At 44.8% G+C, this 26,814-nt stretch carries 21 protein-coding genes; 10 read left to right on the top strand and 11 right to left on the bottom strand.

Annotated features, from left to right (window positions below):
- Window positions 1-242 precede the first annotated feature (242 nt).
- From nhaA to fabV, 4 genes are all read left to right on the top strand, one after another.
- A complete protein-coding gene (nhaA, locus tag ATB78_RS06285; RefSeq protein ID WP_061008125.1) occupies window positions 243-1,415 on the top strand; it encodes a Na+/H+ antiporter NhaA in 1,173 nt (390 codons plus the stop codon).
- Window positions 1,416-1,843: 428 nt separating this feature from the next.
- On the top strand, window positions 1,844-2,470 hold the full coding sequence (locus tag ATB78_RS06290) for a TetR/AcrR family transcriptional regulator (protein ID WP_061008126.1): 627 nt from the start codon (window positions 1,844-1,846) through the stop codon (window positions 2,468-2,470).
- A 69-nt stretch (window positions 2,471-2,539) separates the two neighbouring features.
- Window positions 2,540-4,825 (top strand): acyl-CoA dehydrogenase, encoded by a 2,286-nt coding sequence (locus ATB78_RS06295; protein ID WP_061008127.1) that lies wholly within the window; start codon window positions 2,540-2,542, stop codon window positions 4,823-4,825.
- 178 nt (window positions 4,826-5,003) lie between these two features.
- Window positions 5,004-6,206, top strand: coding sequence for an enoyl-ACP reductase FabV (gene fabV, locus ATB78_RS06300; RefSeq protein WP_009705827.1), 1,203 nt, complete (start codon window positions 5,004-5,006; stop codon window positions 6,204-6,206).
- Between the two features lie 114 nt (window positions 6,207-6,320).
- Here fabV and ATB78_RS06305 read toward each other — a convergent pair whose 3' ends face one another.
- Both ATB78_RS06305 and ATB78_RS06310 read right to left on the bottom strand, forming a co-directional pair.
- Window positions 6,321-8,003: an aspartate:alanine antiporter gene (locus ATB78_RS06305; RefSeq protein WP_005442250.1), complete on the bottom strand. Its 1,683-nt coding sequence runs from the start codon at window positions 8,001-8,003 to the stop codon at window positions 6,321-6,323.
- 182 nt (window positions 8,004-8,185) lie between these two features.
- On the bottom strand, window positions 8,186-8,452 hold the full coding sequence (locus ATB78_RS06310) for a GrxA family glutaredoxin (RefSeq protein ID WP_005428550.1): 267 nt from the start codon (window positions 8,450-8,452) through the stop codon (window positions 8,186-8,188).
- A 359-nt stretch (window positions 8,453-8,811) separates the two neighbouring features.
- Here ATB78_RS06310 and ATB78_RS06315 point away from each other — a divergent pair, with 359 nt between their 5' ends.
- Entirely contained in the window at window positions 8,812-10,056 is a 1,245-nt protein-coding gene (locus tag ATB78_RS06315; protein ID WP_061008128.1) for an iron-containing alcohol dehydrogenase, read from the top strand.
- A gap of 78 nt (window positions 10,057-10,134) precedes the next feature.
- Here the strand turns inward: ATB78_RS06315 and ATB78_RS06320 are convergent, their stop codons facing one another.
- The 5 genes from ATB78_RS06320 to ATB78_RS06340 form a co-directional block, all read right to left on the bottom strand.
- The gene (locus tag ATB78_RS06320; protein ID WP_005442248.1) at window positions 10,135-10,989 is read right to left on the bottom strand and encodes a MurR/RpiR family transcriptional regulator; all 855 of its coding nucleotides are present in this window, start codon (window positions 10,987-10,989) and stop codon (window positions 10,135-10,137) included.
- 312 nt (window positions 10,990-11,301) lie between these two features.
- Complete coding sequence (panP, locus tag ATB78_RS06325; protein WP_009705831.1) at window positions 11,302-12,948, bottom strand: pyridoxal-dependent aspartate 1-decarboxylase PanP; 1,647 nt, start codon at window positions 12,946-12,948, stop codon at window positions 11,302-11,304.
- A gap of 121 nt (window positions 12,949-13,069) precedes the next feature.
- On the bottom strand, window positions 13,070-13,582 hold the full coding sequence (locus ATB78_RS06330; RefSeq protein WP_005442243.1) for a hypothetical protein: 513 nt from the start codon (window positions 13,580-13,582) through the stop codon (window positions 13,070-13,072).
- Between the two features lie 208 nt (window positions 13,583-13,790).
- The gene (locus tag ATB78_RS06335; RefSeq protein ID WP_045413660.1) at window positions 13,791-14,696 is read right to left on the bottom strand and encodes a lysine exporter LysO family protein; all 906 of its coding nucleotides are present in this window, start codon (window positions 14,694-14,696) and stop codon (window positions 13,791-13,793) included.
- Between the two features lie 103 nt (window positions 14,697-14,799).
- Window positions 14,800-15,720: an HDOD domain-containing protein gene (locus ATB78_RS06340; RefSeq protein ID WP_061008129.1), complete on the bottom strand. Its 921-nt coding sequence runs from the start codon at window positions 15,718-15,720 to the stop codon at window positions 14,800-14,802.
- Window positions 15,721-16,090: 370 nt separating this feature from the next.
- Here ATB78_RS06340 and ATB78_RS06345 point away from each other — a divergent pair, with 370 nt between their 5' ends.
- Window positions 16,091-16,678 carry a TfoX/Sxy family DNA transformation protein gene (locus tag ATB78_RS06345; protein ID WP_009705834.1) on the top strand — a complete coding sequence of 196 codons (588 nt, stop codon included), beginning with the start codon at window positions 16,091-16,093 and terminating at the stop codon, window positions 16,676-16,678.
- A 211-nt stretch (window positions 16,679-16,889) separates the two neighbouring features.
- On the opposite strand, the gene ATB78_RS06350 is transcribed toward ATB78_RS06345, so the two are convergent.
- The 3 genes from ATB78_RS06350 to ATB78_RS06360 all read right to left on the bottom strand — a co-directional run bounded on the left by ATB78_RS06350 (window position 16,890) and on the right by ATB78_RS06360 (window position 20,079).
- Window positions 16,890-17,438, bottom strand: coding sequence for a hypothetical protein (locus tag ATB78_RS06350; protein WP_005442235.1), 549 nt, complete (start codon window positions 17,436-17,438; stop codon window positions 16,890-16,892).
- 206 nt (window positions 17,439-17,644) lie between these two features.
- The gene (locus tag ATB78_RS06355; RefSeq protein ID WP_061008130.1) at window positions 17,645-18,142 is read right to left on the bottom strand and encodes a response regulator; all 498 of its coding nucleotides are present in this window, start codon (window positions 18,140-18,142) and stop codon (window positions 17,645-17,647) included.
- On the bottom strand, window positions 18,139-20,079 hold the full coding sequence (locus ATB78_RS06360) for an ATP-binding protein (protein WP_038894817.1): 1,941 nt from the start codon (window positions 20,077-20,079) through the stop codon (window positions 18,139-18,141). The genes ATB78_RS06355 and ATB78_RS06360 overlap by 4 nt, the downstream gene beginning before the upstream one ends.
- Window positions 20,080-20,264: 185 nt before the next feature.
- Here ATB78_RS06360 and ATB78_RS06365 point away from each other — a divergent pair, with 185 nt between their 5' ends.
- The 4 genes from ATB78_RS06365 (at window position 20,265) to ATB78_RS06380 (ending at window position 26,021) form a co-directional block, all read left to right on the top strand.
- Complete coding sequence (locus tag ATB78_RS06365; RefSeq protein WP_061008131.1) at window positions 20,265-21,527, top strand: DUF945 family protein; 1,263 nt, start codon at window positions 20,265-20,267, stop codon at window positions 21,525-21,527.
- A gap of 131 nt (window positions 21,528-21,658) precedes the next feature.
- Window positions 21,659-22,753 (top strand): 3-phosphoserine/phosphohydroxythreonine transaminase, encoded by a 1,095-nt coding sequence (gene serC, locus ATB78_RS06370; RefSeq protein WP_061008220.1) that lies wholly within the window; start codon window positions 21,659-21,661, stop codon window positions 22,751-22,753.
- Between the two features lie 233 nt (window positions 22,754-22,986).
- Window positions 22,987-24,090 (top strand): extracellular solute-binding protein, encoded by a 1,104-nt coding sequence (locus ATB78_RS06375; protein ID WP_009705839.1) that lies wholly within the window; start codon window positions 22,987-22,989, stop codon window positions 24,088-24,090.
- Window positions 24,087-26,021: a GGDEF domain-containing protein gene (locus tag ATB78_RS06380; RefSeq protein WP_061008132.1), complete on the top strand. Its 1,935-nt coding sequence runs from the start codon at window positions 24,087-24,089 to the stop codon at window positions 26,019-26,021. The genes ATB78_RS06375 and ATB78_RS06380 overlap by 4 nt, the downstream gene beginning before the upstream one ends.
- Window positions 26,022-26,206: 185 nt before the next feature.
- On the opposite strand, the gene ATB78_RS06385 is transcribed toward ATB78_RS06380, so the two are convergent.
- Window positions 26,207-26,593, bottom strand: coding sequence for a hypothetical protein (locus ATB78_RS06385; RefSeq protein WP_009705841.1), 387 nt, complete (start codon window positions 26,591-26,593; stop codon window positions 26,207-26,209).
- Window positions 26,594-26,814 lie beyond the last annotated feature (221 nt).

Below are 26,814 nucleotides of genomic sequence, written 5' to 3' on the forward strand. Positions count from 1 at the left end.
TTCATCAGATATTATACTAACTTAATAGTAGTCTATGTTAATAGATTGAGCTTATAAGGAGATAGGCAGGTCTTGTAAATAATTATGTTCTTGTTGAAAAATACGATGTTTCGTAAATGAAACATCGGAAAAATCGAAGTTTAAACTCTAAACAAGCGATTATTCTAAAATTTTCAGCAGCTATACACTCTCATCATTCTTTGTTAATCGTTTATTAAGATAATAAATATAAGGGCGAAATCATGAACGATGTCATTCGTGACTTTTTCAAAATGGAATCCGCTGGTGGTATTCTTCTAGTAATTGCTGCGGCAATTGCGATGACCATTGCTAACACCCCACTTGGCGAAACTTATCAAGCTATGCTGCATACTTATGTATTTGGTATGTCAGTTTCTCACTGGATCAACGATGGCCTGATGGCTGTGTTCTTCCTACTAATCGGTCTTGAAGTAAAGCGCGAGCTACTTGAAGGCGCACTAAAATCGAAAGAAACCGCAATCTTCCCTGCTATTGCAGCGGTAGGCGGTATGGTGGCTCCGGCACTTGTATATGTTGCATTTAACGCCGGTGACCCAGAGGCGATTTCTGGTTGGGCAATCCCAGCTGCGACAGACATTGCTTTTGCTCTAGGTATCATGGCGCTTCTTGGTAAGCGTGTGCCAATTAGCCTGAAGGTTTTCCTACTGGCATTGGCTATTATCGATGACCTTGGTGTTGTTGTTATCATTGCACTTTTCTACACAGGCGATCTATCGACAATGGCATTGGTTGTTGGCTTTATCATGACGGGCGTGCTCTTTATGCTGAACGCGAAAAACGTCACCAAGTTAACGCCGTATATGATAGTTGGTGCGATCCTTTGGTTTGCCGTACTGAAATCTGGTGTACACGCAACACTAGCGGGTGTAGTAATCGGTTTTGCTATCCCACTTAAAGGGAAGAAGGGCGAGCACTCTCCACTGAAACACATGGAGCACGCACTGCACCCATACGTAGCATTCGGTATCTTGCCTCTGTTTGCCTTCGCAAACGCTGGTATCTCACTAGAAGGCGTATCGATGTCCGGTCTGACTTCTATGCTACCTCTAGGTATTGCGCTGGGTCTGTTGGTTGGTAAGCCACTTGGTATCTTCACATTCAGCTGGGCTGCTGTGAAAATGGGAATTGCTAAGTTGCCAGAAGGCGTGAACTTTATGCACATCTTCGCTGTATCGGTGCTGTGTGGTATCGGCTTTACGATGTCGATCTTCATCTCATCACTGGCATTCGGTAACGTAAGTCCTGAGTTCGATACTTATGCTCGACTAGGTATCTTGATGGGCTCAACAACGGCAGCAGTGCTCGGTTATGCGTTATTGCACTTCTCTCTACCTAAGAAAGCGGCAGAAGAAGTAGCGGTAGAAAAAGCGTAAGAAAAGACGATTACACTTTAAAAGCCTCCCAAATCGGGAGGCTTTTTTGTATCCAGAAGAAAGTCATTTGACAAAGCCTCAAACGACAGACGAAAAAAAGCCCAGACGAAAAAGTGTCTGGGCGGATACAAACATAGGAGTTAATAAGAAAAAGCAGCAATGTAGCAACTAGATAGAAACAAGTTTGACGGCCAGTAAAACTTTAAATGCCCTAGTTGTTACAGTAATTCAGACCGGAACAATTCCAAACAGTTCCATTTTTTTTAGAAGTTTTTTTCACAAAACAAGAACCGCTTTAAATTCATCTCGTTAACTGCACACTTTCTTCGTCTGGTCAGACCAATGAGTGAAAATGTGATGTTAATCATTTGTTAATCTCAAGTTTCGGGAGTATATTTTCAAACAGTTGTTTAATACGAGTGATTGAAATGGCCCCGAGAAGTACAACTAAAGAAAAAATACTCGATGTAGCAGAAGGACTATTTGCAGAATACGGCTTCAATGACACATCACTGAGAACCATTACTGGCAAGGCGAACGTGAACCTAGCTTCGGTCAACTACCACTTTGGCGACAAGAAAACGCTTGTAAGGGCAGTACTAGACCGATACCTAGAGGCGCTAATGCCGAGCATCAAAACGTCTTTGATCGAGTTAAACACACGCGACGATTACAACATGGATGAAGTGTTTGAATCGCTACGTTTACCTCTGCGTGCACTGAATGACGTGAGACCGAACGGCACAGCATTGTTTATGTTGCTGATTGGTAGAGGATACACCGATGTTCAAGGCCATTTACGCTGGTTTATCAGTACAAGATATGAAGAAGTGTTGAGCATGTTTATGTTCTCCATCATGAAGGCAAACCCTGAAATGAGCGAAGAACAACTTTTCTGGAGATTGCATTTCACACTTGGCACTTGTGTTTTCACTATGGCATCGAGCCAAGCGTTAACCGAGATTGCAGAAAGCAAATTTGAAAAAGAGGTGGACGTGAAGTCCGTCGTTGACCTACTGATTCCTTACTTGTCGGCCGGTATGTCCGCTAAGTAAAAAACATTAAATCAATAAAAAAGATAAGTGAAAGCCGCGAGCGGTGACGTGAACAAAAGGATCTGAACTATGAGCTCTCTACGAAGAAAATGGATTAGTGACCCAGCATTCAAAATGTTTAAGAAAGTATTGCCTCCATTGTCGAGCACTGAAAAAGAAGCAATGGAAGCGGGCAGCGTTTGGTGGGATGCAGAGTTGTTCTCTGGCAAGCCTAACTTTACAACGTTGCATCATTATCCGAAGCCTGCATTGTCTTCTGAAGAACAAGCTTTCATGGATAATGAACTCGAAACACTGCTTGAAATGCTTAATGACCAACAAATTGTGAAAGATGATCGAGATCTTCCGTCAGAGGTTTGGGATTTCTTACGCAAAGAGCGTTTCTTTTCACTGATCATTTCAAAAGAGTATGGTGGCCGCGAGTTCTCTGCTCTGGCTAACTCAACCATCGTATCTCGCATTGCAACACGAAGCATCAGTGCGGCAGTGTCCGTGATGGTACCAAACTCTCTTGGTCCGGGTGAGCTGCTTTCTCACTACGGTACTCAAGAGCAGAAAGATTACTGGCTGCCACGTTTAGCGGACGGTACTGATATCCCTTGTTTCGCGTTGACTGGCCCTGAAGCTGGCTCAGATGCGGGTGGCATTCCTGACCAAGGTGTGGTGTGTTACGGCATGCACGAGGGTGAGGAAGTCCTTGGTATTCGTGTTAGTTGGAACAAGCGTTACATCACTCTCGCTCCTGTAGCAACGGTACTTGGCTTGGCGTTCAAGCTTCAAGACCCTGATGGTCTGCTTGGCGACAAGAAAGACGTTGGTATCACCTGTGCATTGATTCCTGCCGATCATGAAGGCGTGGAGATTGGTGAGCGTCACGACCCGCTAGGTTCTGCGTTTATGAACGGTCCTACTCGCGGTAACGACGTGTTCATTCCTATGGAATGGCTGATTGGTGGTTCAGAATACGCAGGTAAAGGCTGGCGTATGCTGGTTGAGTGTCTATCGGCCGGTCGCGGTATTTCCCTTCCTGCATTAGGTACCGCGATTGGTCACCTTACTACGCGTACTACTGGCGCTTATGCATACGTTCGTAAGCAGTTTGGTATGTCGATTGGTAAGTTTGAAGGTGTGGCAGAAGCAATGGGCCGTATTGGCGGTTTGACTTACCTGCTTGAGGCGACACGCACGCTGACGACGACTTCTCTGGATATGAAAGAGAAACCGGGCATCGTGACCGCAATTGCGAAATACCACATGACAGAAATGGCTCGTACTATCCTGAACGATTCTTTCGATATTCACGCGGGTCGAGCAATTCAAGACGGTCCAATGAACTACCTAGCGAAACACTATCTAGGTATTCCAGTCGCGATTACGGTTGAAGGGGCAAACATCCTAACTCGTAACCTAATGATCTTCGGTCAAGGTGCGACACGTTGTCATCCATACGTGTTGAAAGAGATGGAAGCTGCTGCTAACCCAGATTCGAGAGAAGGCGCAAAAGAGTTTGATGATCTGCTGTTCAAACACATCAAACACGCAATGGGTAATACCTTTGGCGCGTTGGGTGCGGCACTGACCGGTTCTCGCTTTGTGAAAGCGTACATGAGTGGCCCTACACAGCAATATTACAAAGACATCACTCGCCTAAGCCGCGCACTGGCAGTGAGTGCAGACTTTGCAATGCTAACGTTGGGTGGTGACCTGAAACGTAAAGAGATGATCTCTGCACGTCTTGGTGATGGTTTGAGCTATCTATACATGGCGTCAGCGGCGCTTAAGAAATACGAAGATGAAGGCCGCCAACAAGGTGATTTGAACTTTGTACACTATGCCGTTCAGCATTGTTTGTACAACGCTTCGAAGTCGCTAAATGAAGCGTACTCAAACTTCCCTGTGAAATACGTGGGGGGCGTCCTAAAAGGCTTGTTGTTCCCATTAGGTAATCACTTCAAAGCGCCAAGCGACGAGCTGTGTGTAAGCCTAGCAGAAGCAATGATGACGCCAGGAGCACAACGTGACCGTATGACGAGCTTGTGTTACATCGGTAAAGCAGAGGACGACAGTGTTGGTCTGATGGAGCGTGCGTTCTTAGCGATGTACGATGTGAAGCCTCTAGAGCGTAAACTGATGAAAGCGGCGAAAGATGGCAAAGTAGCGCGTAAAGGCTTGCTGCATGACCGTCTACAGCAAGCGTTTGAAGCGGAGGTACTGACAGAGCAAGAAATCGACCAAATTATGGCGGCAGATAAGTTGCGCTACAAAGCGATTCAAGTCGACCACTTTAGCCATGATTTCTCAGAAGTTCGTACCAATGTGACCACGAAAAAATCGCATCTGAACTCAGCAGCATGAAGCGCTTGAGTATAAAATGAGAGAAGCACCTCAATTGAGGTGCTTTTTTGTGTTTAAAGCTTTTGCTTTTCGGCTGAGTGCTCCAACCACTTGCATTTTCGCAGCATTTTTACAGAAATTAGGTGCGAAGTAGGGCTGAACCTTTTATCCTAGCAACGTTTTTTAAAGGAAGTTGAATATGATCATCAAACCTAGAATTCGTGGATTTATCTGTACTACTACGCACCCAGTGGGTTGTGAAGCTAACGTAAAAGAACAAATTGCTTACACTAAAGCACAAGGCCCAATTAAAAACGCACCAAAACGCGTTCTTGTTGTGGGTGCATCAAGTGGCTACGGCCTATCTTCTCGTATCGCTGCGGCATTTGGTGGCGGCGCTTCAACTATCGGTGTTTTCTTCGAAAAAGAAGGCACAGAGAAGAAGCCAGGTACAGCAGGTTTTTACAACTCTGTTGCATTTGAAAAGCTAGCTCGTGAAGAGGGTCTATACGCGAAAAGCCTAAACGGTGACGCGTTCTCAAATGAAGCAAAACAGAAAACAATCGATCTGATCAAAGAAGACCTTGGTCAGGTAGATATGGTGGTTTACTCACTGGCTTCTCCAGTACGTAAAATGCCAGAAACGGGTGAACTGATCCGTTCAGCGCTCAAGCCTATCGGTGAGACATACACGTCGACTGCTGTTGATACCAACAAAGACGTAATCATCGAAGCAAGCGTAGAGCCTGCTACTGAGCAAGAAATCCAAGACACAGTAACCGTAATGGGCGGTGAAGACTGGGAACTATGGATTAACGCACTATCAGAAGCTGGCGTTCTAGCAGATGGCTGTAAAACAGTGGCATACAGCTACATCGGTACTGAGCTAACTTGGCCGATCTACTGGGATGGTGCTCTAGGTAAAGCGAAAATGGACCTAGACCGCGCAGCTGCAGCACTTAACGAGAAACTGTCTACAACTGGCGGTAGCGCAAACGTAGCGGTACTTAAGTCTGTTGTGACTCAAGCAAGTTCTGCAATTCCTGTTATGCCTCTATACATCGCAATGGTCTTCAAGAAAATGCGTGAAGAAGGCGTACACGAAGGTTGTATGGAGCAGATCTTCCGTATGTTCAGCCAACGTCTATACAAAGAAGACGGCAGCGCAGCAGAAGTAGATGAAGTGAACCGTCTACGTCTGGATGACTGGGAACTACGTGAAGATATCCAACAACACTGTCGTGACCTATGGCCACAAATCACTTCTGAAAACCTAAAAGAACTGACTGACTACGTTGAGTACAAAGAAGAGTTCTTGAAGCTATTTGGCTTCGGTGTTGACGGTGTGGATTACGAAGCAGACGTGAACCCAGCAGTAGAAACAGATTTCACTCAAATCTAATCGTTTCTAACGGAATTAAAAAAGGCGCTCAATGAGCGCCTTTTTTGTGTCTTGAATCTCTGTATTGAATAAGGAGCGCTGCATAAGCTGTTCTGCAACGCCCGCTTAAAGTGATTAACTCAGAATAATCAGAATAGTACCAGCTAGGGTCATCAAGATATTGGCAATCGCGTACGTACCAGCGTAACCAAGCGCTGGAATCGTCGACTTCGCGTATTCGTTCACTACGTCCATAGCTGGTGCACATGTACGAGCACCGATGATGGCACCAAAGAGTAGTGCACGGTTCATCTTAAGCACGTAGGCGCCAACTAGGTACGCAAGAACGACAGGCACAACGCTGACGATAAATGCCAAACCAATGATCTGCGGGCCCACTTGAGTTAAGTGTTCGAACATCTTGCCACCGGCGCTTAAGCCGATGCCAACCATAAAGAACATCAAACCTAAGTCTTTGACCATGTTCAATGCCCCTTGCGGCACATAACCGAAAGTAGGGTGGTTCGCTCGTAGGAAGCCCAACGTGATGCCTGAAAGCAGTAGGCCAACGGCGTTACCTAGGCTGAATGACACCTGACCGAACGTCATTGTCACCAAACCAAACATAATGCCTAGAATAAAGAAGCTACAGAACGCAAGTAAGTCTGCCATTTGACTGTGGATCGAGATGAAACCGATTTTCTCAGCAAGACCATGAACACGGCTTTTCTCACCACTTACTTGGAGCACGTCACCTTTGGCCAGAACGATGTCTAAATCCATTGGCATTTCGATTTGAGCGCGCACTACGCGGTTCAAGAAACAGCCGAATTCAGATAGGTTCAAATCAGACAAACGCTTACCAGCAATCGCATCACTTTTAACGACGATCTCTTCTTCGACAATTCGAAGGTCAAGTAGGTTACGGTCGAATACTTCTTTACCGTTACGGAAACTCGGGTCAAGACGTGCGTGGCTGTCTGGGAAGCCTACTAGTGCGATTTCGTCACCTTCTTGCAGGATAGCGTCACCATCAGGGTGGGCAAGAATACCGTTACGACGAATACGTTCGATGTAACAACCTGTCTGGCGATAAATGCCCAATTCTCGAAGGTTTTTACCATCTGTCCAGTCAATTAGCTCAGGACCAACGCGGTATGCACGGATGATCGGCAAGTAAACCTTACGTTGACTAGAGTTGCCTAGGCCACGTTCTTGCGCAATTTGCTGAGCTGAATCCGATAGGTTCTGTTTTTGCAGTTTTGGCAGCAGTTTGGCGAACATAATCATACTGATCAAACCCACCAGATAAGCCATCGCATAACCAACCGATAGATTTTCTAATACCAAAGAGAAATCCATATTACGTGGAATGGTTGCAAGGCCAGAGTTGAGCGCATCTTGTGCACCTACCAGAACAGGCGTCGCAGTAAGGGCACCTGCCATCATACCGGCAGACAAACCAAAATCGAGGCCCATATAGTGGCTGCAGAAATAGGTAAGACCTACCGCAGAAACGAGTACGGTCATACTTAAGATAAAGTAATGCTTACCGTCTCGGAAAAATATGCCGAAGAAGTTGGGGCCCGCTTCAATACCTACACAGTAGATAAACAGCATAAAGCCGATGGTCAGTGCTTCTGCATTAAAAGAAAAACCAAGATGGCCCATTACGAGAGACGTAATGAGAACGCCAATGGAATTACCTAACTGTAGCTTTCCAAAGCGAATTTTACCAATGGCAAGACCAATTGCTAATACGACGAAGATTAGAAGAATGGGGTTTTGTTCAAGAAGGTGTACGACGTCTATGTTCACAGCGTGGCTCGGTAAGGTGTGTGCCAAATAAAAATTAAGAATTTCGAATTGTAACTAAATATAGCAAAAAGATAAGTGAAATTTTTTAGGTTTTACTATTACTTGACGTAGGGGAGTAACAATTTGAATACATAATAAAAAAGCCGCTAATAGCGGCTTTTTAAAAAAATCAGTTATTCGAATTACTCGTCGAATAGACCTAGGTGCTCTTTTGCGTAAGCTTCAAAGTCATCACAACCACCGATATGCGTTTGGTCGATGAAGATTTGAGGAACAGTTTCTACTGGCTTACCAACTGTTTTCTCTAGGTCAGCTTTAGAAATACCTTCAGCGTGGATGTCTACGTAACGGTAGTTGAAGTCATCACGTTTTGCTTTAAGTGTCTCTGCGTGCTCTTTTGCGCGAACACAGAATGGGCAAGCTGGGCGACCAAAGATAACTACGAACATAATCTTATTTCTCCTAAAATCTATTCTTGTTGAAAGCACAACTAGACGTCATGTCGGTACATGCTTTCGTTTGTTGGGATAACTATGCCCGATCCAGATACGGAAATAAAGCAGCATTTACCTCTTGGCTCGATAGGTGAAATCTATCGTATAAAAACTAAACACGCACTAAGCTTAAAGCCAAGAAAAGTCACTTTTGGGGATGATTCTTAGCCGCAAAATCGCTGCGGTTAAGTATGTGAAGTGACGCATAAAAACACACTTTTTGAAGGGTTAATGGCGGCAAGGTGCACTCGGTCAACTTTTTTTTGCTGAAAGCATAGCACTCTAGTGTGAGTTGTTGTTTGGGGAGGAAGTGTATGTTTCAGTTTATGACTGCGACACGGATTATCTTCGGCGAGGGAGCGCTCCAATCTTCGCTGTCTGTAATCAATCAATTTGGCTATAGCGTTTTACTGGTCACTGGTAAAGACACGCAACGAGCCACACCTATCATTAATTATTTAAAAGCGCAGAACATGCGTTATCAACACGTCGCCATCAATGGCGAACCCAATATCACCATGGTGGAAGAAACTGCAGTGCTTGGGCGCAAGTTTCAACCTGACATGGTCATTGCGATTGGCGGAGGCAGTGTCATTGATATGGGCAAAGCACTTGCCGCGATCATTCCCAACCAAGGTGATGTCTATGATTACGTCGAAGTGGTTGGACGAAACGTACCTTTAAAAACCAAACCGATTCATTTTATTTCGATTCCTACAACGGCAAGCACCGGCTCTGAGGTAACCAGAAACGCCGTACTTAAATCTGGGCAAGACCAAGTGAAGGTCAGTTTAAGAAGTCCGGAAATGCTTGCTGATGTAGCGATAGTCGATCCAACGTTAACCTATGGCACTGACCAATATACTTCTGGTCGCGGAGCAATGGATGCCTTCACACATTTGATGGAAGCATACGTATGTGGTGATCCAAACCCTCTCACCGATATGGTGTGTGAAGAAGGATTACGTCGATTAAGTCGTTCGGTCATTGCAGGCTGTAAACAGGATAATCATAAGGCCAGAGCAGACCTTTCTTTTGCGGCACTTTTAGGCGGGATGGCCATCACCAACGCTAAACTTGGTGCGGCGCATGGACTAGCCTCTGCACTAGGTGGCAAGCTCGATGCCCCACACAGTGTTATTACTGCGCGTTTGGCTCCTCATGTTATGCAAGAAAACATTAATGCTGCAAAAAGGGCAGGGCGCAGCGATGTGATAAGCCGTTACAAGCGATTGGCACAACTCGTCACGGAAAGAACCAATGCCAACGAGCATGATGGCGTACTTTGGGTGAGAATGGTGCTGGATAAGCTTGAGTTACCTCAGCTTGGTAAATTCGGCGTGTGTCAGACGTCGTTCGAGCAAGTTGCTGATGATGCGCTAAAGTCAGTTGCTATCAAAGGTAATCCGTTACCGCTTACACAAGATCGTTTGGTGTACATTCTTCGCCAAGTTTGTGATTGCAGTGACGCCTGCATGGGCGAGAGTGAAGGTAGCCAACATGTCAGCTCAGTAGAGGTGTTGGAGTCACGTTCCGATCTTTCGGATGTGAATCAATAGAAATACGATCGACCAGATACGAAAAGGGGAGCTATTTAGCTCCCCTTTCTATTTTTTATTACAGGCTAAGTCGATTCGTTAGTATTGACTTAGCTTGTCGTAGCGGCTGTCTTTCAGCGCGTCTTTTACTCGCTTCAAGTTCTCACGGAAACCAGTACCACGGCGTAGCGTGAAGCCTGTTGCTAGCACATCGATGACCGTCATTTGCACCACACGACTTGCCATTGGCATGTATACGTCTGTGTCTTCAGGTACATCTAGCGTGATAGCCAGTGAGCTTGCTTTCTCAAGCGGTGAGTCTTTTGCTGTAATGGCAATAACCGTCGCGCCGTTTTCACGAGCAAGGTTTGCAATCTCAACTTGGCTCTTAGTACGACCGGTATGAGAAATCAGAACGATAACGTCATTGTCACTACAATTGATACAGCTCATACGTTGCATCACGATATCTTCGAAACAAGTAATCGGAATATTGAAGCGAATAAACTTGTTTTGAGCGTCGCGTGCAACAGCAGAAGAAGCACCTAGACCGAAGAATGAGATGCGCTTAGCTTGAGTCAGAAGATCAACCGCACGGTTAACTTGCATCGAATCAAGACTGTTTTTCGCTACGTCTAAGCACGCCATTGTCGATTCGAAAATCTTGTGCGTGTAAGCATCCGGACCATCGTCTTCTTCGACATTACGGTTTACGTAAGGCGTACCATTGGCAAGGCTTTGCGCAAGGTGAAGTTTAAAATCTGGGAAACCTTTAGTATCCAGACGACGACAGAAACGGTTAACAGTAGGCTCACTCACGTCAGCCATTTTAGCTAACGTTGCAATGCTTGAATGAATTGCAGTTTGTGGAGACGCCATAATTACTTCCGCAACTTTGCGCTCTGACTTACTGAAATTCTCCAGGTTTTTTTGAATTTTTTCTAATGTATTCATAGTGTTCACGAGGGTATAGAGAACAACTCGCTGGCTCTGTTAACGTATGGAAACCCAAGGGGCTTCTCGGTCTAGAGGGGCGTTAACGAAAACCACCAGCGCCATAAATTCAGTATAAACCCGATCCTTTATCTGGCTAAAACAAATACCGTTACTATTTCGTGAGAATTTGACAAGCCTCAAACAAAATGTTGTAAAAACTACAGAATTGAAGGTGGGATCGTTGGTTTGTTGCTCTAGTGGCACAATAATGATGTCTGAGTTACACCAAAAAGAAAGAAATTTTCACTTTGATGTAACTCACATTGGCGCCTAAGAATTGAGAATGTCGTCGACAGTTTCTTCAATCTTAGCCATCAAGCTCGGTGCTTGCTGAGCAATTTCTCTTTGCTCACTCAAAACCGCGCTCAAGATATCATTGGTGGTTAATGGGTTAGCAAGAACGACGCGGAATACAATGGTGTTCATGCGTTGCCATTGGTCTGGATTCAGTCGAGTACGAGAAACAAACGACTTACCAGTTTCACGCTGACGTTTCTGAATAAACTGAGTGAGCTGGTTAATTAGCTCATTAAGTTTTTCTTTCTGAACGCCTTGTGCTTTATCTAATGCCGCGCGCATATTGGTTGGCAGATAGCGGTAGGTTAACAAACAAAGCTCCGGCTCAGACACCAATTCGAAGTCTTCTTGCTGGTTAATCAGGTCGGCAAAGTAACGTGCTTTCTCAATACTTTGGTCGATCAGAAGCTCGTAACCTGGGCGACTGATGATGTGCATTGCTGCGTAAACCAACATTGCCATACCAGATCGAGAACCCTCAAGCGTATGACTGCCCAAGTCTTTAGAACCTTTACGCAAGATGTACTGTGCATGATGCTCGATAGACTTCATCGCATCTGGATCTTTAAACAGAACCATGCCAGCGCCCATCGGAATGTAAAGCTGCTTGTGAGCATCGATCGTTACAGAGTCGGCGAGTTCAACACCACCAAGTAGGTGACGATGGTTGTTCGACATCAATGTCGCGCCGCCCCAAGCTGCATCCACGTGGAAGTGGCAGTTGTGCTCAGCACATACTTCTGCAATTTGAGGTAGTGGGTCAACACTGCCAGTCTCTGTTGTACCAGCAACACCAACCACAGCGATAGGTTTGATGTTCTGTGATTCGAGCTCGGCGATTTTTGCTTTTAGGTCGTCAACAATGATGCGGTTGTTCGCGTCTGTTTTGACGGCAACTAGGCCCTCTTGACCAAGACCAAGAACGTCTGCTGCTTTCTTCAGTGAGTAGTGACCTCGTTCAGAAACCAAAATCGCTAAGCCTTCGTAGCCATAATGTTTCATGGCTTTGAACAGACCTTCTTTCTCTACACCTTTGAATGCGCCATCTGCCTTCAGCGCTTTATTTCGAGCAACCCAAAGTGCAGTGATGTTAGCGATGGTACCGCCAGAGCAAAATGCACCAAGAGAGTGTTTCGCGCTGTGCATCCATTTACGGTAGAACTTATCGTCCTGACCATAGATAAGGCGATGCAACATACCAAGAACTTGACGCTCAAGCGGTGTGAAAGCTTTTGATGTTTCGATTTTCACCAAGTTTTGGTTCAGGGCAATCATGATCTTCGACAGCGGCATTAAGAAATACGGCAGGGCAGAAGTCATGTGACCAATAAAGCTTGGTGCAGAGGTGTGAACCGAGTGAGATACCAAGGTATCTAGCAGGTGCTCGGTATGGTCTGACACGAACTCAGGTTGCTCAGGAATCTGAGCAGAAGAAAAGTCTTTCTCAATTTCACGTAAAGGCTTTTCTTCTGCCACGATGTGTTCACGAAGAAATTGATTCAAGTTCTGCGAAAGACTTTCATCAATTTTAGTCAACGTTGAATCTGGACCTTCAGGGATAGTGAAGATCTTTAACAAGCTCTCGAAGCTAACGTCAGCGGTTTTTTGTTCCTTAACCATAGCAAAGAATCTTTGTAGTTATTTTGGTAATGCGAGCGGCACAATCTAAACCAAAACGGGCGCAAAGTCCCGTTTTAATTATTGAAACCCATATTGCTGAAATGAAATTCTAGGGTGGGATTTATTCACATTTCTGCTTTTCAATCTTAGCAATTGATTGATTATACTTGTTAAGCGCAGAATCGATCTGTTTTGGGTGGCTCAATAAGTCAGCAAACGCAGAACGTAGGTCGTAGTTCTTTGGGTGGTTTGCTGATTGACGATCGCTGAAGGTTTTCTTCGCCGCTTCACCTAGGGCATCACTGCGTGTCGCCAGTTGCTTCACATCATGTTGTTCTAGCTTCAACCATGCCTCAACCGGTTGTTCTGTCGCTACTCGGCTTGGATCGTTTTCTAGAAAATAATGTACTGCTTCACGGTTGAGTTCGAAGTGGTGTTTACGGCCTTCTAAGAACCATTGGCTAACTTCGTTTAAGTCAGGGTATTGAGTCACAGTTAGGTCTACGAGGTCTTGATACCACTGTAGGGAAGCATCAATGTAGCCATCGTATTTAGTTGCAAGACATTGCTGATCAGCAGCAAAAGTAAAAGTTGAGCTTGTAGCGAGGAGCGCCGCAACGACAAAGCGTTTCATTATTATTCCTTTTGGTTGTATTCCCTTTGTAACCCCAATAGACATATGCCTTGCCTGTCACTGATTACCGATCCAAGAGTTAAAAATTAAAGGGCTCGATAACAAAGCGGTGAACCAGAAAATTCTCTTCGAATTGAGCATTTTGAGGTTACTTGGGTATTTGAATTTTTGCCGTATTGTAATGGATGTTAATGAATATTCCTGAGATCTAGCTAGCAAGAGACACAAAGAAAAGCATCATAACTGGCACTAATAAGCTCAAGATAAAGCCACTAACAATGGCAACAGGCACACATCGAACACCGCCAGTGGTTTGAATGACGGGCAGGGTAAAGTCCATTGCCGTCGCGCCGGCGTAGCCAATTGCTGTAGATGGATAACTGCGAATAAGCAGCGGAATGGCAATCAAAGCGACCAATTCACGCATCAGCTCTATTAAGAAAGAAGCGCCGCCAAAGATAGGGCCAAAGGCGTCACCCATCAAAATACCAGCCAGTGAGTACCAACCAAAACCGGAAGACATTGCCAAAGCTTGATAAAGAGGAAGATCCAAAATCATTGCAGCAATCACACCGCCAAGCATACATGTCGTAATGATCACTGTCGCAATCGCCATGCCTTGCTTGTTAAGTAGGATTTGTCTAAGCGTCAAACCACTATTGCGCAGTTGAATGCCGATAAAGAAAAGCAAAAGGAATAAAATCCACTCGCTTGCAGTGTCTACCCAAGACAAGCCAATAGGAAGAATCAAGCCGGCGACTAGGCCACCACCCACAACAACGACAAGTTTTATTGACTCTAAGGCCATTGACGAAAGGGGGAGCTTCTTTTGATTCTGATCGGTTTGCAAAGGAAGCAGCTTATCGACCAAAGGTAAAGCGAGTAGGTTGCAGGCTCCCAAGCACACGAAGAAGGTGCCCGCGTATAGAAGGATGGTTTGTAGATTGCTACCTAAATTATCCAGCGCAGCCAAGCTCAAGCCCATCAGGGAAAGAATGACGTAAATAAGGTATGACGTCGATTTATTGATCTTCTCCAATACTGACGCGCGAGAAACTGGAATTAAATAACCCACCACGAGTGGGGCGAAGATAAATAGCATCCCTGAGAACATAAAGCCCAATGATTCCTTTCTGGATAAAGAACAACAGAGCCACGAATCAACGTATCAGAATACTATCTGACGCTTATCGTGGCTTGGTTTGAAGCTGGTAAGATTAAAGACCGCTTGCGCTGAGTACTTCTTTAATTTCACTTTGGAAGTCAGTATCACTCATATTACTGAGATCGTACAAGACTTCTGCACCTGTTAAATTAAATTCTACTTCGTGATCTTCAATGCGTTCATCTTGATTGCGGAACATCAATAGATGGTTTGCGATACGAGCAATATCTAAATAGCTTACTTCAGGGCGAGCAGATTCGAACTTCTCATTCGAGGAGACTTCGCGGAAATCATTATCAAAGCCCCATTTTTCTAGCACTAATTTACTCGTTGCAGAACAGCGGGTTTGGAATATTTGTAGCGCGATATCGGCATCAAGGTAATTGCCGCGATCGAGATAGAGGTGGTACTCATTGATTAGGCAGAATAAGCCAATGTCGGCTAACAAGCCAACCAGCAGTGCCTTTTCTTGCTCCAGATGCCCATAGGTCGCGGGCTCATGCTTACGAAACTCTTGACCCACTAACCCCATGGTTGCGCCAAGCTCACGTGAAACCGCCGCACTTTTCACCAAGATGCTATTACACTCTTTGGTCAGATTTACAGAGTGCTTCAACTGTTCAATAGCTTGTGCGGTGACGATATCCCTCACTCGCAGAATCCCAAGGCGTGAAACCGCCGTCGTTAGATCATTGCATGTAATGTTGCGACGATTAAAGATGACAGAGTTTGCCACGCGAACAACAACTGCAGCCAAACCTGGATCTTCCAGTAAGGCATTTGCTACATCTGCAATGGTCGTGTGTTCTTCAGTGCAAAGTTGTTGGATCTTGAGGACGACATCTGGGATGGGAGGAAGGGAAATTTTACCAGTAGAAATCGATTGTTCTACCAGCTGAGCGAACTCAGATTCGAGTGCCTTTATGAGCTTATCTTTATTATTAGGTAGCCAAAAAAATGATAAATGTTCCATTATGACGCTGTGCTTGAGAGCTTTCGTACAGTGTACCCTCACAGTATGTTAGTTATCAATTAAATACCTAATTCGCTCTCGCAATTGCCGCATTAATCACCATGATGCTTATTTTTTGGCACTTACTGCGTCAAAAAAACATCGGATGAAGATAAGTAACTGTGAAACTAATCACGTATGTTGAATTTGTAGTTTGGCATCTGTGACATAGATCCTAACTTATTTTTCAACGTTAAGTATGATTAAGACAGTTGGTGAGCGCAATTCACAAAAATATCGCCAACATAACGACAATTTTTAATCGCTATAAGCTGCTGTTCAATCTGGTGACATCGCTAATCGGGGTAATTTATTCCAATTAAAGAGGTCAATGGACATGACAGACCAAGCTTTTTTTAACTATGTAAGCAATTTTAGTGAGTACCAAAAACGTTCAATGTTTGGTGGTATTGGTTTATTCAGCAATGACGCAATGTTCGCGTTAGTAAGTAACGACTGTTGTTATTTACGCGGCGGAAATGGGTTGGATGATGAGTTTACTCAACTAAACTGCGAAAAATATAAGCACGTCAAAAAGCAAACGACGGCAACCGTAAACTATTACGACGTAACAGACCTGTTTGATTCAAGCTTTGATGGGCTAGACGAACTGTTACAAAAATCAATTGAATGTTCTATCAAGGAACGCAAATACCAAAAGTCTTCCGCCAGTAGACGTTTGCGTGATCTGCCAAATATGCAGTTGACGCTCGAACGCATGGTGAAGAAAGCCGGCATTGATGATGTCGACACATTTTTAGAACTTGGACCGGTAGAAGTGTTCAACAAAGTCAGAGTTGCTTACGGCAGTGACGTTGATGTGAAACTTCTATGGAAATTTGCCGGTGCGATCGATGGTATCCACTGGAAATTGATCCAAGAGCCACGCAAAAAGCAATTGCTAGCGATGTGCGAGTAAGGCGCTTTAGTTTCACGATGATTGACTCGTTTAGGATGAAGTTAGCGAGTCATAAAAGGTGAGTGTTGAAAGCGACAAAAGGAAGTTGATGCTTTTAGCCACTTCATTAGAGTTAGTCATTGCTACAAATCAGTTATTAGAAAAGAAAAACCGAGGCAGATGCCTCGGTTTTTTTATTTGTGCTTCTAGGGCTGTTCAATCAAGGGATTGATTAGAACTTGAAGCGAGTAGTGAACATCACTTGGTCACCGTAGAAGTCGTTAATGCGCGCTTCTGCACCTAGAGAGAATAGCTCTGTAGAGTGGAAACGAGCGTAAACAGAACCAATCCAATCGTCATCGTTATCGATAGATACGTAGCCTGCTTTACCACCCACTTCTAGTTGTGGACCAAGCCATTGGCGTACACCAAGGTTCAGTTCCATACCAACGTCTGTGCTGCTTGAGTTTGATGGTTGTACAACACGCATTAGCATTGCACCTGTTAGGTCAGCCCAGTTGTTTAGTGGAGAGTGGAAGCCAAAACCCGCTGCTGAATCGAAATCGCCATCGAATTCAGAATCGATGCGAGCAATTACGTGTGCATTTGGGTGGATTGATTTGCTGAAACCAGCACCGAATGTTACTGGGCTTGCACCAATGCGAGCTTCCATGTAGTCGTAGCTAAAGTTGCTCATTGTTGCTGGAGCGTTGTAGTCGTTCGCAGCTAGAGCTTGGCTAGATGCCAGCAAAAGGGCAGCGGCTAATAGTGTTTTACGCATAACTAACGATAAACCTTGTCTTATAGTTCCATGGATCCAAGTAACCACTTGAACCGTAATCTGATTTGTTCGACATCATAATAAAAACCAAGGGCGACGACCAACAAAAAAGTGTCGATGTTTTGTCAAATGAGTCAATTGTGCCAAGTTAACAGCAAAAAACGCGCCATGTTGAGGTGACGTGGCGCGTTTTTGTGTTCAAAGAATTATTCGCCGAAGCTTGCTCGTCTATCTGCCATGGCGTTAAGAATCGCTTCTGCGTCTAAAATAGAAGTCCAGGATAGAAGGTTATCATCGTTTTCTATCATAAAAGCAGTCAGTTGCGAGATAATCGCTTCTCTTAATTCTTCACCTTTCCAAGGTTTAGCAATGTAGTAATCAAGACTTGCGTGGTTAACTGCTTCTACAGTGTCTTCAAGCCCTGCTTGTCCAGTAAGGAGTACCTTTCGAGCGGATTTAGTGTCACCATTTTGACTGAGCTCGATTAAGAAGCTGATGCCTGTCTGTTCTGGCATGATGTGGTCACACAGAATCAAGGCAAGCTGAATGCCATCTTCCGCCATTTCTTCAATCACTTGTTTGGCTTCCGTTACGGATTCCGCGCCTTCGACCACAAAGTTATCTTCAAATGGCATCAAATCCTGAAGGACACTATCCAAGACTTCTCTTTCATCATCCACATATAAAATCAGATATTTAGTCATGCTTCATCTCCTTCTTGAGTGATAGGTAACCAGACGGTCATGCAAGTGAAATGGTTGAGCTCAGATTCCACTTCTATCCAGCCTTTATGGCCCGCCATGATTTGTTGGCAGATAGAAAGTCCGATTCCTAAACCGAAATTGCCTTCTTTCTTCGTTGTAAAGTTGAGTTCAAAAATGGCTTTTTGTTGTGATTCTGGAATGCCGCATCCGTTGTCTTTGAATGAGATGACGGCATAAGTTTGACTGTCTTTCTCGACCAACCTCGACTGAATCACCAATTCCCCTTTGTCCGGGAAAGCATCAATCGCGTTGGAGATTAGATTGGTCCACACTTGTTGCAGCGCAATCGGCTGGCAAAGGGTGTTAGGTAGTTCAGCATAGTCGGTTGTGACCTTGTGCATTTTGAGTTTGTTTTCAAAGATCACCAACGTATCTTCTATGCCTTCATGCAGGTCCGCAAAATGCAAACTCTCATCATCAGAGCGGGCGTAGCCCTTCAAGCTTTTCACCATGTCAGCAATCCGAGCGGCACACACATTTATCGAACGCAGAGAGGCACCAACTTGGTGATACTGCTCTAGGGTTCCCAAGGTGTGCAGTGATTCGGTTTTTTGACGGTTGAGCTGCGTTATCAAGGTTTGATCAGATTCGAGTCCGAGATTAACGACTTTCTTAGCGAGCGCTCTGTCGGGTAGGTCGGTGCTTAATTGTTTCACTCGTTCCCGTAGCTCGGACGTAGAAGCGGGTTTGACGCGTTGGGCTTTGGTCAGTAAGGCAACGCCTTTTTCTTGAATGTCATGGCTAGGAAGCTCTTTGAGCAGATTCTCTAACGTCAGTGTCAGGTTTTCTACACCCCGCAAAATTGCCGCAATAGGGTTGTTCAGCTCATGAGCGACCCCAGCGACAAGCTGGCCAAGCATTGCCATCTTTTCACGCTCGATTAATTGCTGGTGGGCGGATTCTAATGACTCTAAGGTTTTTTGCAGTTGTAGCTTGGTATTAATGCTGCGCTGCAAACGTCGGTTGAAATGGCGTAACAACAAGTTGGTAAACAAAGGCAGTAAATTTGAATCGCTCTGCATTACTTTACGAAAGACTTTTCTATCTAGCTTGATTACTTCGGTTTTGGTGAGTGTTAAGGCTGTCGAGAAGGAGCTTTCTCCAGTAACAAACGACATGCCGCCGACAATGTTACCTTTCGAATGTCGAACCACTTCGCGTTGCATACCAAGCTCGTCGCGCTTGTAGAGTGCTACTTCACCACTGGTAATAAACCACAAGAAGCTATTTGGTTCGCCTTCTACCGTGAGCAGGTGTTCTGGTGAGTAGGTACGGCAAGCCTTGGTATCGTCATTTTGTTCAAAGAAATGTTGCAGAGCACTGATGACTTGTTCTGCCAGTTCTCCGTCGGAAAGGGCGTGATAGTCGTTTAGGAAACCAGCTTGATAATTACTCATCTGATTTTCGATGTGTGCACGGAGCAACTTGTGCTGGTCGAGAATTTGACTGTAGCTGAGTAAGTCTTCTCTGTCGTAACGCAGAATAAATTGGGTGAGCTCTTTCTGTGCTGTATTGAACAGAACCTTGTCAGGGAGTGGCTTAGTTAAGCAATGGTCGAGTCTACCTTCGTTGACGGCGGTTAAAATGGCTTCAATATCTGAAGAGCAGCTGATCAGTATTTTGCGCGCTTGTTCAGTATGAGGCTTGCGATCCAAGCCAATGAGGAAATCGACGCCGTTAAAATGTGCGTGATGACTGGCAATAACGAGTGCCACTTTTTGCTCTCTTTCTTCGAGATATTCGAGAGCGCTCTGTGCTTCTTCTATCGATTCCACAGAGAGAATATCAAACTTACTTGAGAAGGCTGACAACTCCAATCGAAACTGTTCGGCACTGATTGGATTGTTGTCGAGGCACAATACAGCGTAACGGTTCACAGCGGTTTGAGCTCCGGTTAAAACTTGGCACTAACAACATATCAATTAAATGTAAGAATGGGTGGGAGCTGGGTATTATTCTCGATTAATGAACTAAAATAACCATCAATAGTCTGATATATCTCAATGTTTTATCCGCTTTGGGTTTGGGTTAGACTGAGCACAAATACTCAATAAGTGACGTTATGGAAAATCTAAAAAAAATCGGTGCCATTGGTGGCGCTATTTCTCTTGCGCTATGTTGGCCGCTAGCGGTTGGTCAGATTGGTCAAACTATCATTGAAGATGGCATCGCCAACATGAACGATGAAATGGTCAAAGGTGAAATCGTGGAATATGACCGCGGTTACCTGTCTTCAGTCGTTTTGACGCGTTACACCGTTGTCGACCCAGAAATCAAAGCGCAGCTTGAGCGCGATGGTCTGCCGACTGCATTTGATGTAACCAGTGACGTGACTCATGGTTTAACAAGCCTAAGTGCTGACTCTAAATTGGTGGATGCTGACTTCTTGCCACTGACGATGCACAGCAAAACCCAGTTGAACGGCAACACCGATTTCACGTTGGATCTTGCTAGCTGGAATTACCAGAATGATGCTCAAGGTATGCACCTTTCTTCAAGCCCTGCTCAAGTGAAAGGTAATGTAACGGTACTGGGTGATTTGAACTACCAAGTGTCGATTCCTTCGGTACAAATTGATTTTGAAAATGGCGAAGAGATTCACCTAACAGAGCTAAAAGGTGAAGGCAAAGGTAAGCAAGCAAAAGGTTACTGGCTAGGTGAGCAGTCTTTCTCACTACAAAAGCTAGATATCGTTGATGCGCAACTTGCTCCTATGTTCCTGATTGAGAACGCAAGCTACAGCGGCAATACCTCTCTGAACGAAGCGGGCGATAAGCTGAGCACGAAACTGGTGCTGGATGCGAAGCAAATGCGTTTAACAGATGGCACAGACGTTGATAACTTTAAGTTGGATTTTGCTATTGGCGATGTAGACAGCAAAGCCTTTGATGAAATCATGTCAATTTACCAAAGCTCGCCAATGCTGGATGAGCAAGAAGTTCAAAAACTATTGCCACACATTGATACGTTGTTTAGCAAAGGCTTCAACCTATCTGTGAATGAATTGTCTTTGGCATTTGGTGAAGGTAAGTTCCGTAATGAATGGCAATTGTCTGTGCCTCAAGGTACTGACCACATCACTCAAGATCCAATGAAGTTGATGACGGCGACAAATGGTTCTCTAAACACCTACTTCTCGGATGAACTCGTGGATCTTTACCCATTCATTCAAGAAAGTGTGGATGAGCTGATGGTGATGGAGCTTATCCAGAAAAAAGACAAAGGTTATGAACTAAAAGCGCAAATTTCTGATGGGAAATTGAAGTTCGAAAACGGACAAGAGTTTCCTTTAATCGCACTGCTTATGCCAGCCTTGATGCAATAGAGAAGTTTACAAAGTAAGTTTTTAGCTTTTTCAGTTTAAAAAGAGGTCGTAAGACCTCTTTTGTTGTTTTTATCCCTGCAAAAACGTGATATTAATTTCGTAATCTTTACTTAGCAGGAGCAATGAGCATCATGGAACAAAATACGGACAACGTATTTAACTTCAGTGCAGGGCCAGCAGGTCTGCCAAAAGCAGTCATGCAGAAAGCACAAAAGGAGCTAATCAACTGGCAAGGTCTTGGTACTTCAGTGATGGAAATCAGTCACCGAAGCAAAGAGTTCATCAAGGTTGCAGAAGAAGCAGAGCAAGACCTTCGTGATCTTCTGAACATCCCAGACAACTACAAAGTACTGTTTTGCCAAGGTGGTGCTCGTGCTCAATTTGCCGCTGTTCCACTTAACCTTTTAGGCGATGCGGAAACTGCGACTTATATTGATGGCGGTTACTGGGCAGAAAGCGCAGTAGCAGAAGCGAAAAAGTACTGTGAACCAGACGTCTTCAACGCAAAGACTGTTATCGACGGCAAAGCAGCTGTATTGCCAGCGGCAGAATGGAAAATTTCGCCAGACGCGGCTTACGTACATTTCTGCCCGAACGAAACCATTGATGGTATCGAAATCAACGATATGCCGGTGACGGACAAACCAATCGTTGCTGATATGTCTTCAAGCATTCTTTCTCGTGAAATCGACGTTTCAAAATACGGCGTGATTTACGCGGGCGCTCAGAAGAATATTGGTCCTTCAGGTATCGCTATTGCGATCGTTCGTGATGATCTGCTTGGTCTAGCGAAAGAAGTACTGCCAAGCATTTTGGATTACAAAGTGTTGGCAGAGAAAGAGTCAATGTTCAACACGCCACCGACATTTGCTTGGTACTTATCTGGCCTTGTATTCAAGTGGTTGAAAGCGCAAGGCGGCGTAAAAGCGATTGAACAAGTAAACCGTGACAAAGCTGCACTGCTTTACGATTACATTGACCAATCAGACTTCTACCGCAATGGTGTGCATTCTGCGAACCGTTCTCTAATGAACGTACCATTCCAGCTTGCTAAGCCTGAGCTAGACGGTACATTCCTAGAGCTAGCAGACGCGAAAGGTCTGAAAGCACTAAAAGGTCACCGCGCAGTTGGCGGTATGCGCGCTTCTATCTACAACGCAATGCCACTAGAAGGCGTACAGGCCCTTGTCGACTTTATGCGAGAGTTCGAGCAAGAATACGCTTAATCGCGACCTGTGATACAATCCTTCAAAGCGTCGCATTAGCGGCGCTTTTTACTTTCTGCAGAATCGCGATTTTCTAATGGAAGCACACGCACATTTCCAAATGGCGATTTTGAACAACCATCCGCTGTTCGCTATCTTTGTAACATCATCAATTTTCGAGAAATCTAGTGAGAAACCTCTGTCTGACATTTCTGCTGTGCTTATCTTCCTTTGTAAATGCACAAGAGATCCAAGTGTGGAGCGGTATTGAGTACTCTACTGTTGCTGAGATCCAAGAGCGTTTTGAGGCAGAGACTGGCAACAAGCTAGCGATTCGTGAGTTTGACGTAAACAACATTCGCTCAGAGCTGTTATTAGCGAAACAGACAGGGATTACGGTACCTGATGTTATTTGGGTGCCTTCAGATTTTCTGGGGCTACACGATTATTTCGATTTGGCTAAAATCCCTTCTAGCTGGATTGATGAAAAGAGTATTGAGCCAAAAGCGCTAGAGTTGGTCTCGGTTGATGGAGCCATTTATGGCGTGCCTCTTGGATTGGGCAATCACCTTGTATTGTACGTGAACACAAAGCTAACCAAAGATCTTGAACCGACGTGGGAAGAGCTGCTCGAAGAGGCTGAGCAGGGAAGAACGACGCTCGCGATGCAATATCCGAATATGTATTTTTTGATGTCGTTTGTTCCAATGTTCTCTGACCACCGTTCTAAACCGGTCACAGACATTGACGTTGGTGCTTTAGCTGCTGCGCTGAAGTTTTATGGTGAGCTTCCTGTCGTGGGCGTTTTAAAAGGCGAATACGGCCAAGATCAGGCACGACAGCAGTTTATCGATGGTGAAGTGGCGTACTTAATTGATGGTGACTGGGCGTTAGGGGAGCTTAAACAACACTTTTCAAAAGAGCTGAAAATCAGCGGATTGCCGACTTACAACAACCATCACATGCATTCGTTAAGTGGTGGCAAAGTGCTGGCGTTTAATGCTGAAGCAATGGCAAACCCAGACAAGCGCCAAGCCATGCGAACCCTAGCGACGATTGTACAGAAACCTGAATTCATCGAAGACGTTATCATCAACCAGAATCTGATTTCGACCAACCGCTCAATCAATCGCAAATGGTACGACGCAGACAGCACTTACTATAGCGATCTCTATACTCAATTGAACCCGGCTTATGTTATGCCGAGTACTGTCGAAATGGCGGTGACATGGGAAGCGTTGATTCGTGGCTACAAACGCTTCCGTGCAGGCATGCCTGCTGAATCCGCAGCAGAGTTTGTGGTGGATTTCATCCAAAAACACTCTCAGCATATCCATAAACGTAGGAAGTCATCATGATAAGTTTACGTAACATCCTAACTTTGATTGTGGTGCTAGGCTCTTTGCTTCCTGCTTATTGGGTCGGGACTAGTATGATCGAAAAACACCAAGAAGATCTGCTGGTGGAGAAAGAGATCAAGCTTGTTAATACCAATCAAGGTATCAAGAAAACAGTGACGGAAGATCTGACGTTCGTCGCGAACTTAACACGTTGGTACTCCAAAGACCGTTTGTTGGTTCAAGGCATGGATAACGTGCTGTATTCAAGCATCATCTGGCAGATGATCGAAACGTTTGAAGAATTGGCCGTTAACGTCAGTACCACTTACATCATCGACAAAAACTGGCAGCCAATGTACGAAAGCAATGGCTCCGTTTACCATTTAGAAACCAGCAAACTGCTTAACAAAATACGCGCCGCTAGTGATGTTTATAAGCAGGGTAAAATGTTCCACACCACCTACTTTGATGAAGGGTTAGTTTTGGATGGGGGACAAAGTGGTATTGCTTTCGTTAGTCCGCTTTTGCCGTATACGCTGTTGCCTGGATCAGAGTACGAGCCGCAAGGTTATTTGGTGGTGCTGGTTTCGTATCAAGATTTGATTCGTATCTCTCAACCTTTTCTCTATGCGCAAGAGAGCGTGAACTTCCACTACGGTGACATCAACAAGTTAAAGACGGATAACTCTCGCCATGTGAGTGAGATAGAGGTGAACAACAGTAACTTTGTAGAGCCGCTTGAAGTCACTATGGTGCACACTGTTTCTGATGCTGTGCGTAACCAAGACCTTATGCGCTCGAAGCAACAGCTACTCAATATTATCATCGCGACGCTCATCGTGACTCTGTGCTTTGCGATTGTGGCAAGCCGTTGGTTGACTCAACCTATCAGGAAGATGGAGCGGGTGGTACGTAGCTTTAAAAACAACAAGCGTCCGGATCTTCAACCCAAGCAGTTCCAGTTTAAAGAGTTTAGGCAGTTGATGAGATTGCTCGATTCGCTATGGTTGCAACTGACCAACCACATGGATGAATTGGAGATCAGAAACCAAGCACTGCGAAAGGCAAACCTGCAAGTCCAAGAAACCAACGCACAGTTAGCGAACTTTAACCAAGAGCTAGAGCATCGCGTTGATGAGCAAACGGCAGAGTTACGTGCGAACTTGACCCGAGAAGAAGCGCACCAAGCTAAATTGATGACCTTGATTAATTTCACCACCAGCCACGCGGGAGTGGGGTATCACGCGATTCCGGAAGTGATCAATTCAGGTTTAATCAAGCTCTTTCCTGATTCAGACATGCGCTTTAGCTTTGAAAAACCGGACTGTGAACGCGTTAAAACGATGCGCTCATCAACGGGTTCTGAGTTGGGTTACTTCGACTACGGTACTTATTCGATGAACGAAGAGGAAGGCATCCTTCTAGAGCTATTCAAGAAGCAGCTCTACTCTTGGCTTGAATTGGAAGAGTTCGCTCGTCGAGATAAGCTCTCCAAAAGCTTTAACCGAAAAGCGTTTGATGAAGATTATGAGTATGCGCGCCAGTCTGTTGCTCAGGGGCGTTGGCGTAGGATGTCGATTCTTATCATCGATATTAACGGATTGAAGACGTTGAATGATACCTACGGGCACGATCGTGGTGATATGTTGATTGCTAAATCCACCCAACTGATTAAGACAGTACTTCAAGGTAAGCACGCCCTGTATCGGATTGGTGGCGATGAGTTTGCGGTGATTGCACAAGATATGAATGCCGCAGCATTAGACGAACTGATTTCGGCTTTAGAAGTATCTCAGCAAGACAAATGGATAGAGCTTTCAGGGCAAAACCGTCACCCAGTTCAATTCTCTGTTGGCGGTGCATCGAGTGAGTCAGTAGCGCTGGAAAATCTGTTCTCCATCGCAGATGAGGCCATGTACGAGAAAAAACGCGCCTTCTATCAAAAGTAAGCCGCTATTGGAGTAGGGCATAGATATCAGGTCCTATTAATCTAGCGCTACTCGCCTGAATACAAAAAGCCCTTGTTGTTCGTACAGCAAGGGCTTTTTATTTGAGTATGGTGATGCAGTTATTAGTTATTGTTGCTTCAGAGCCTTAGCTGTTGCTTTGGGAGCTCTTTACTTCATCAATGACTCTACTTTAAATGCAAGGTTAATGGCTTTGAGACTGCGATAGATTCAATAGGTGAAGCGTCATCAAGTGGGTAAGAAATGCTAGAGCTAATAATGCCTGCATTGTAGAGGCAGTACACAAGATCCAATTTGATGTTGTTCTGCTCTAGCTCCACGCCTGTAAATACTGAACCGCAATCCGAGATCTCGGTAAGGTTCACCGCCTTTTGCAACGATATTTTTAGTAGACGATCTTCTGCGTCGTAGCTAAACGCTCTTACTGCAAAATCATCAATGTCGATAATGGACTGATTTTCCTCGTCAGTATCAAGAAAAATTGGATTTACTTTGTCCCTGTATCGGATTGAGAGCGTTCCGTGCAAATCAAATGGGTAGCGAATCTTTTTCATGCGTTTCACCTGTGAATAAACGTATAGCACTTTAACGGTTCATCTTAACGACTATGAATCTTGATAAGATAGCATTTACAAATTGATACATACCCCTATTGCTAAGTATGGGGATATTCAAGGAGTTGCGTTTATTTTTTGTACGATACGCTGTCGATTGAGAAGTGATACCTAATGAGTTCTCAACGCGGATATGCACGGATTAAATGCTCTAACTTAAT

It is taken from the genome of Vibrio sp. CUB2, from assembly GCF_001557945.1.
Taxonomy (GTDB): domain Bacteria; phylum Pseudomonadota; class Gammaproteobacteria; order Enterobacterales; family Vibrionaceae; genus Vibrio; species Vibrio owensii.

Coding starts and splice junctions, on each gene's coding strand:
- ATB78_RS06290 (WP_061008126.1), top strand. CDS start 1,844: ATGGCCCCGAGAAGTACAACTAAAGAAAAAATACTCGATGTAGCAGAA.
- ATB78_RS06350 (WP_005442235.1), bottom strand. CDS start 17,438: ATGCGTAAAACACTATTAGCCGCTGCCCTTTTGCTGGCATCTAGCCAA.
- ATB78_RS06340 (WP_061008129.1), bottom strand. CDS start 15,720: ATGGAACATTTATCATTTTTTTGGCTACCTAATAATAAAGATAAGCTC.
- ATB78_RS06315 (WP_061008128.1), top strand. CDS start 8,812: ATGTTTCAGTTTATGACTGCGACACGGATTATCTTCGGCGAGGGAGCG.
- ATB78_RS06330 (WP_005442243.1), bottom strand. CDS start 13,582: ATGAAACGCTTTGTCGTTGCGGCGCTCCTCGCTACAAGCTCAACTTTT.
- ATB78_RS06380 (WP_061008132.1), top strand. CDS start 24,087: ATGATAAGTTTACGTAACATCCTAACTTTGATTGTGGTGCTAGGCTCT.
- ATB78_RS06385 (WP_009705841.1), bottom strand. CDS start 26,593: ATGAAAAAGATTCGCTACCCATTTGATTTGCACGGAACGCTCTCAATC.
- ATB78_RS06355 (WP_061008130.1), bottom strand. CDS start 18,142: ATGACTAAATATCTGATTTTATATGTGGATGATGAAAGAGAAGTCTTG.
- panP (WP_009705831.1), bottom strand. CDS start 12,948: ATGGTTAAGGAACAAAAAACCGCTGACGTTAGCTTCGAGAGCTTGTTA.
- nhaA (WP_061008125.1), top strand. CDS start 243: ATGAACGATGTCATTCGTGACTTTTTCAAAATGGAATCCGCTGGTGGT.
- ATB78_RS06335 (WP_045413660.1), bottom strand. CDS start 14,696: ATGTTCTCAGGGATGCTATTTATCTTCGCCCCACTCGTGGTGGGTTAT.
- ATB78_RS06320 (WP_005442248.1), bottom strand. CDS start 10,989: ATGAATACATTAGAAAAAATTCAAAAAAACCTGGAGAATTTCAGTAAG.
- serC (WP_061008220.1), top strand. CDS start 21,659: ATGGAACAAAATACGGACAACGTATTTAACTTCAGTGCAGGGCCAGCA.
- ATB78_RS06365 (WP_061008131.1), top strand. CDS start 20,265: ATGGAAAATCTAAAAAAAATCGGTGCCATTGGTGGCGCTATTTCTCTT.
- ATB78_RS06345 (WP_009705834.1), top strand. CDS start 16,091: ATGGACATGACAGACCAAGCTTTTTTTAACTATGTAAGCAATTTTAGT.
- fabV (WP_009705827.1), top strand. CDS start 5,004: ATGATCATCAAACCTAGAATTCGTGGATTTATCTGTACTACTACGCAC.
- ATB78_RS06310 (WP_005428550.1), bottom strand. CDS start 8,452: ATGTTCGTAGTTATCTTTGGTCGCCCAGCTTGCCCATTCTGTGTTCGC.
- ATB78_RS06295 (WP_061008127.1), top strand. CDS start 2,540: ATGAGCTCTCTACGAAGAAAATGGATTAGTGACCCAGCATTCAAAATG.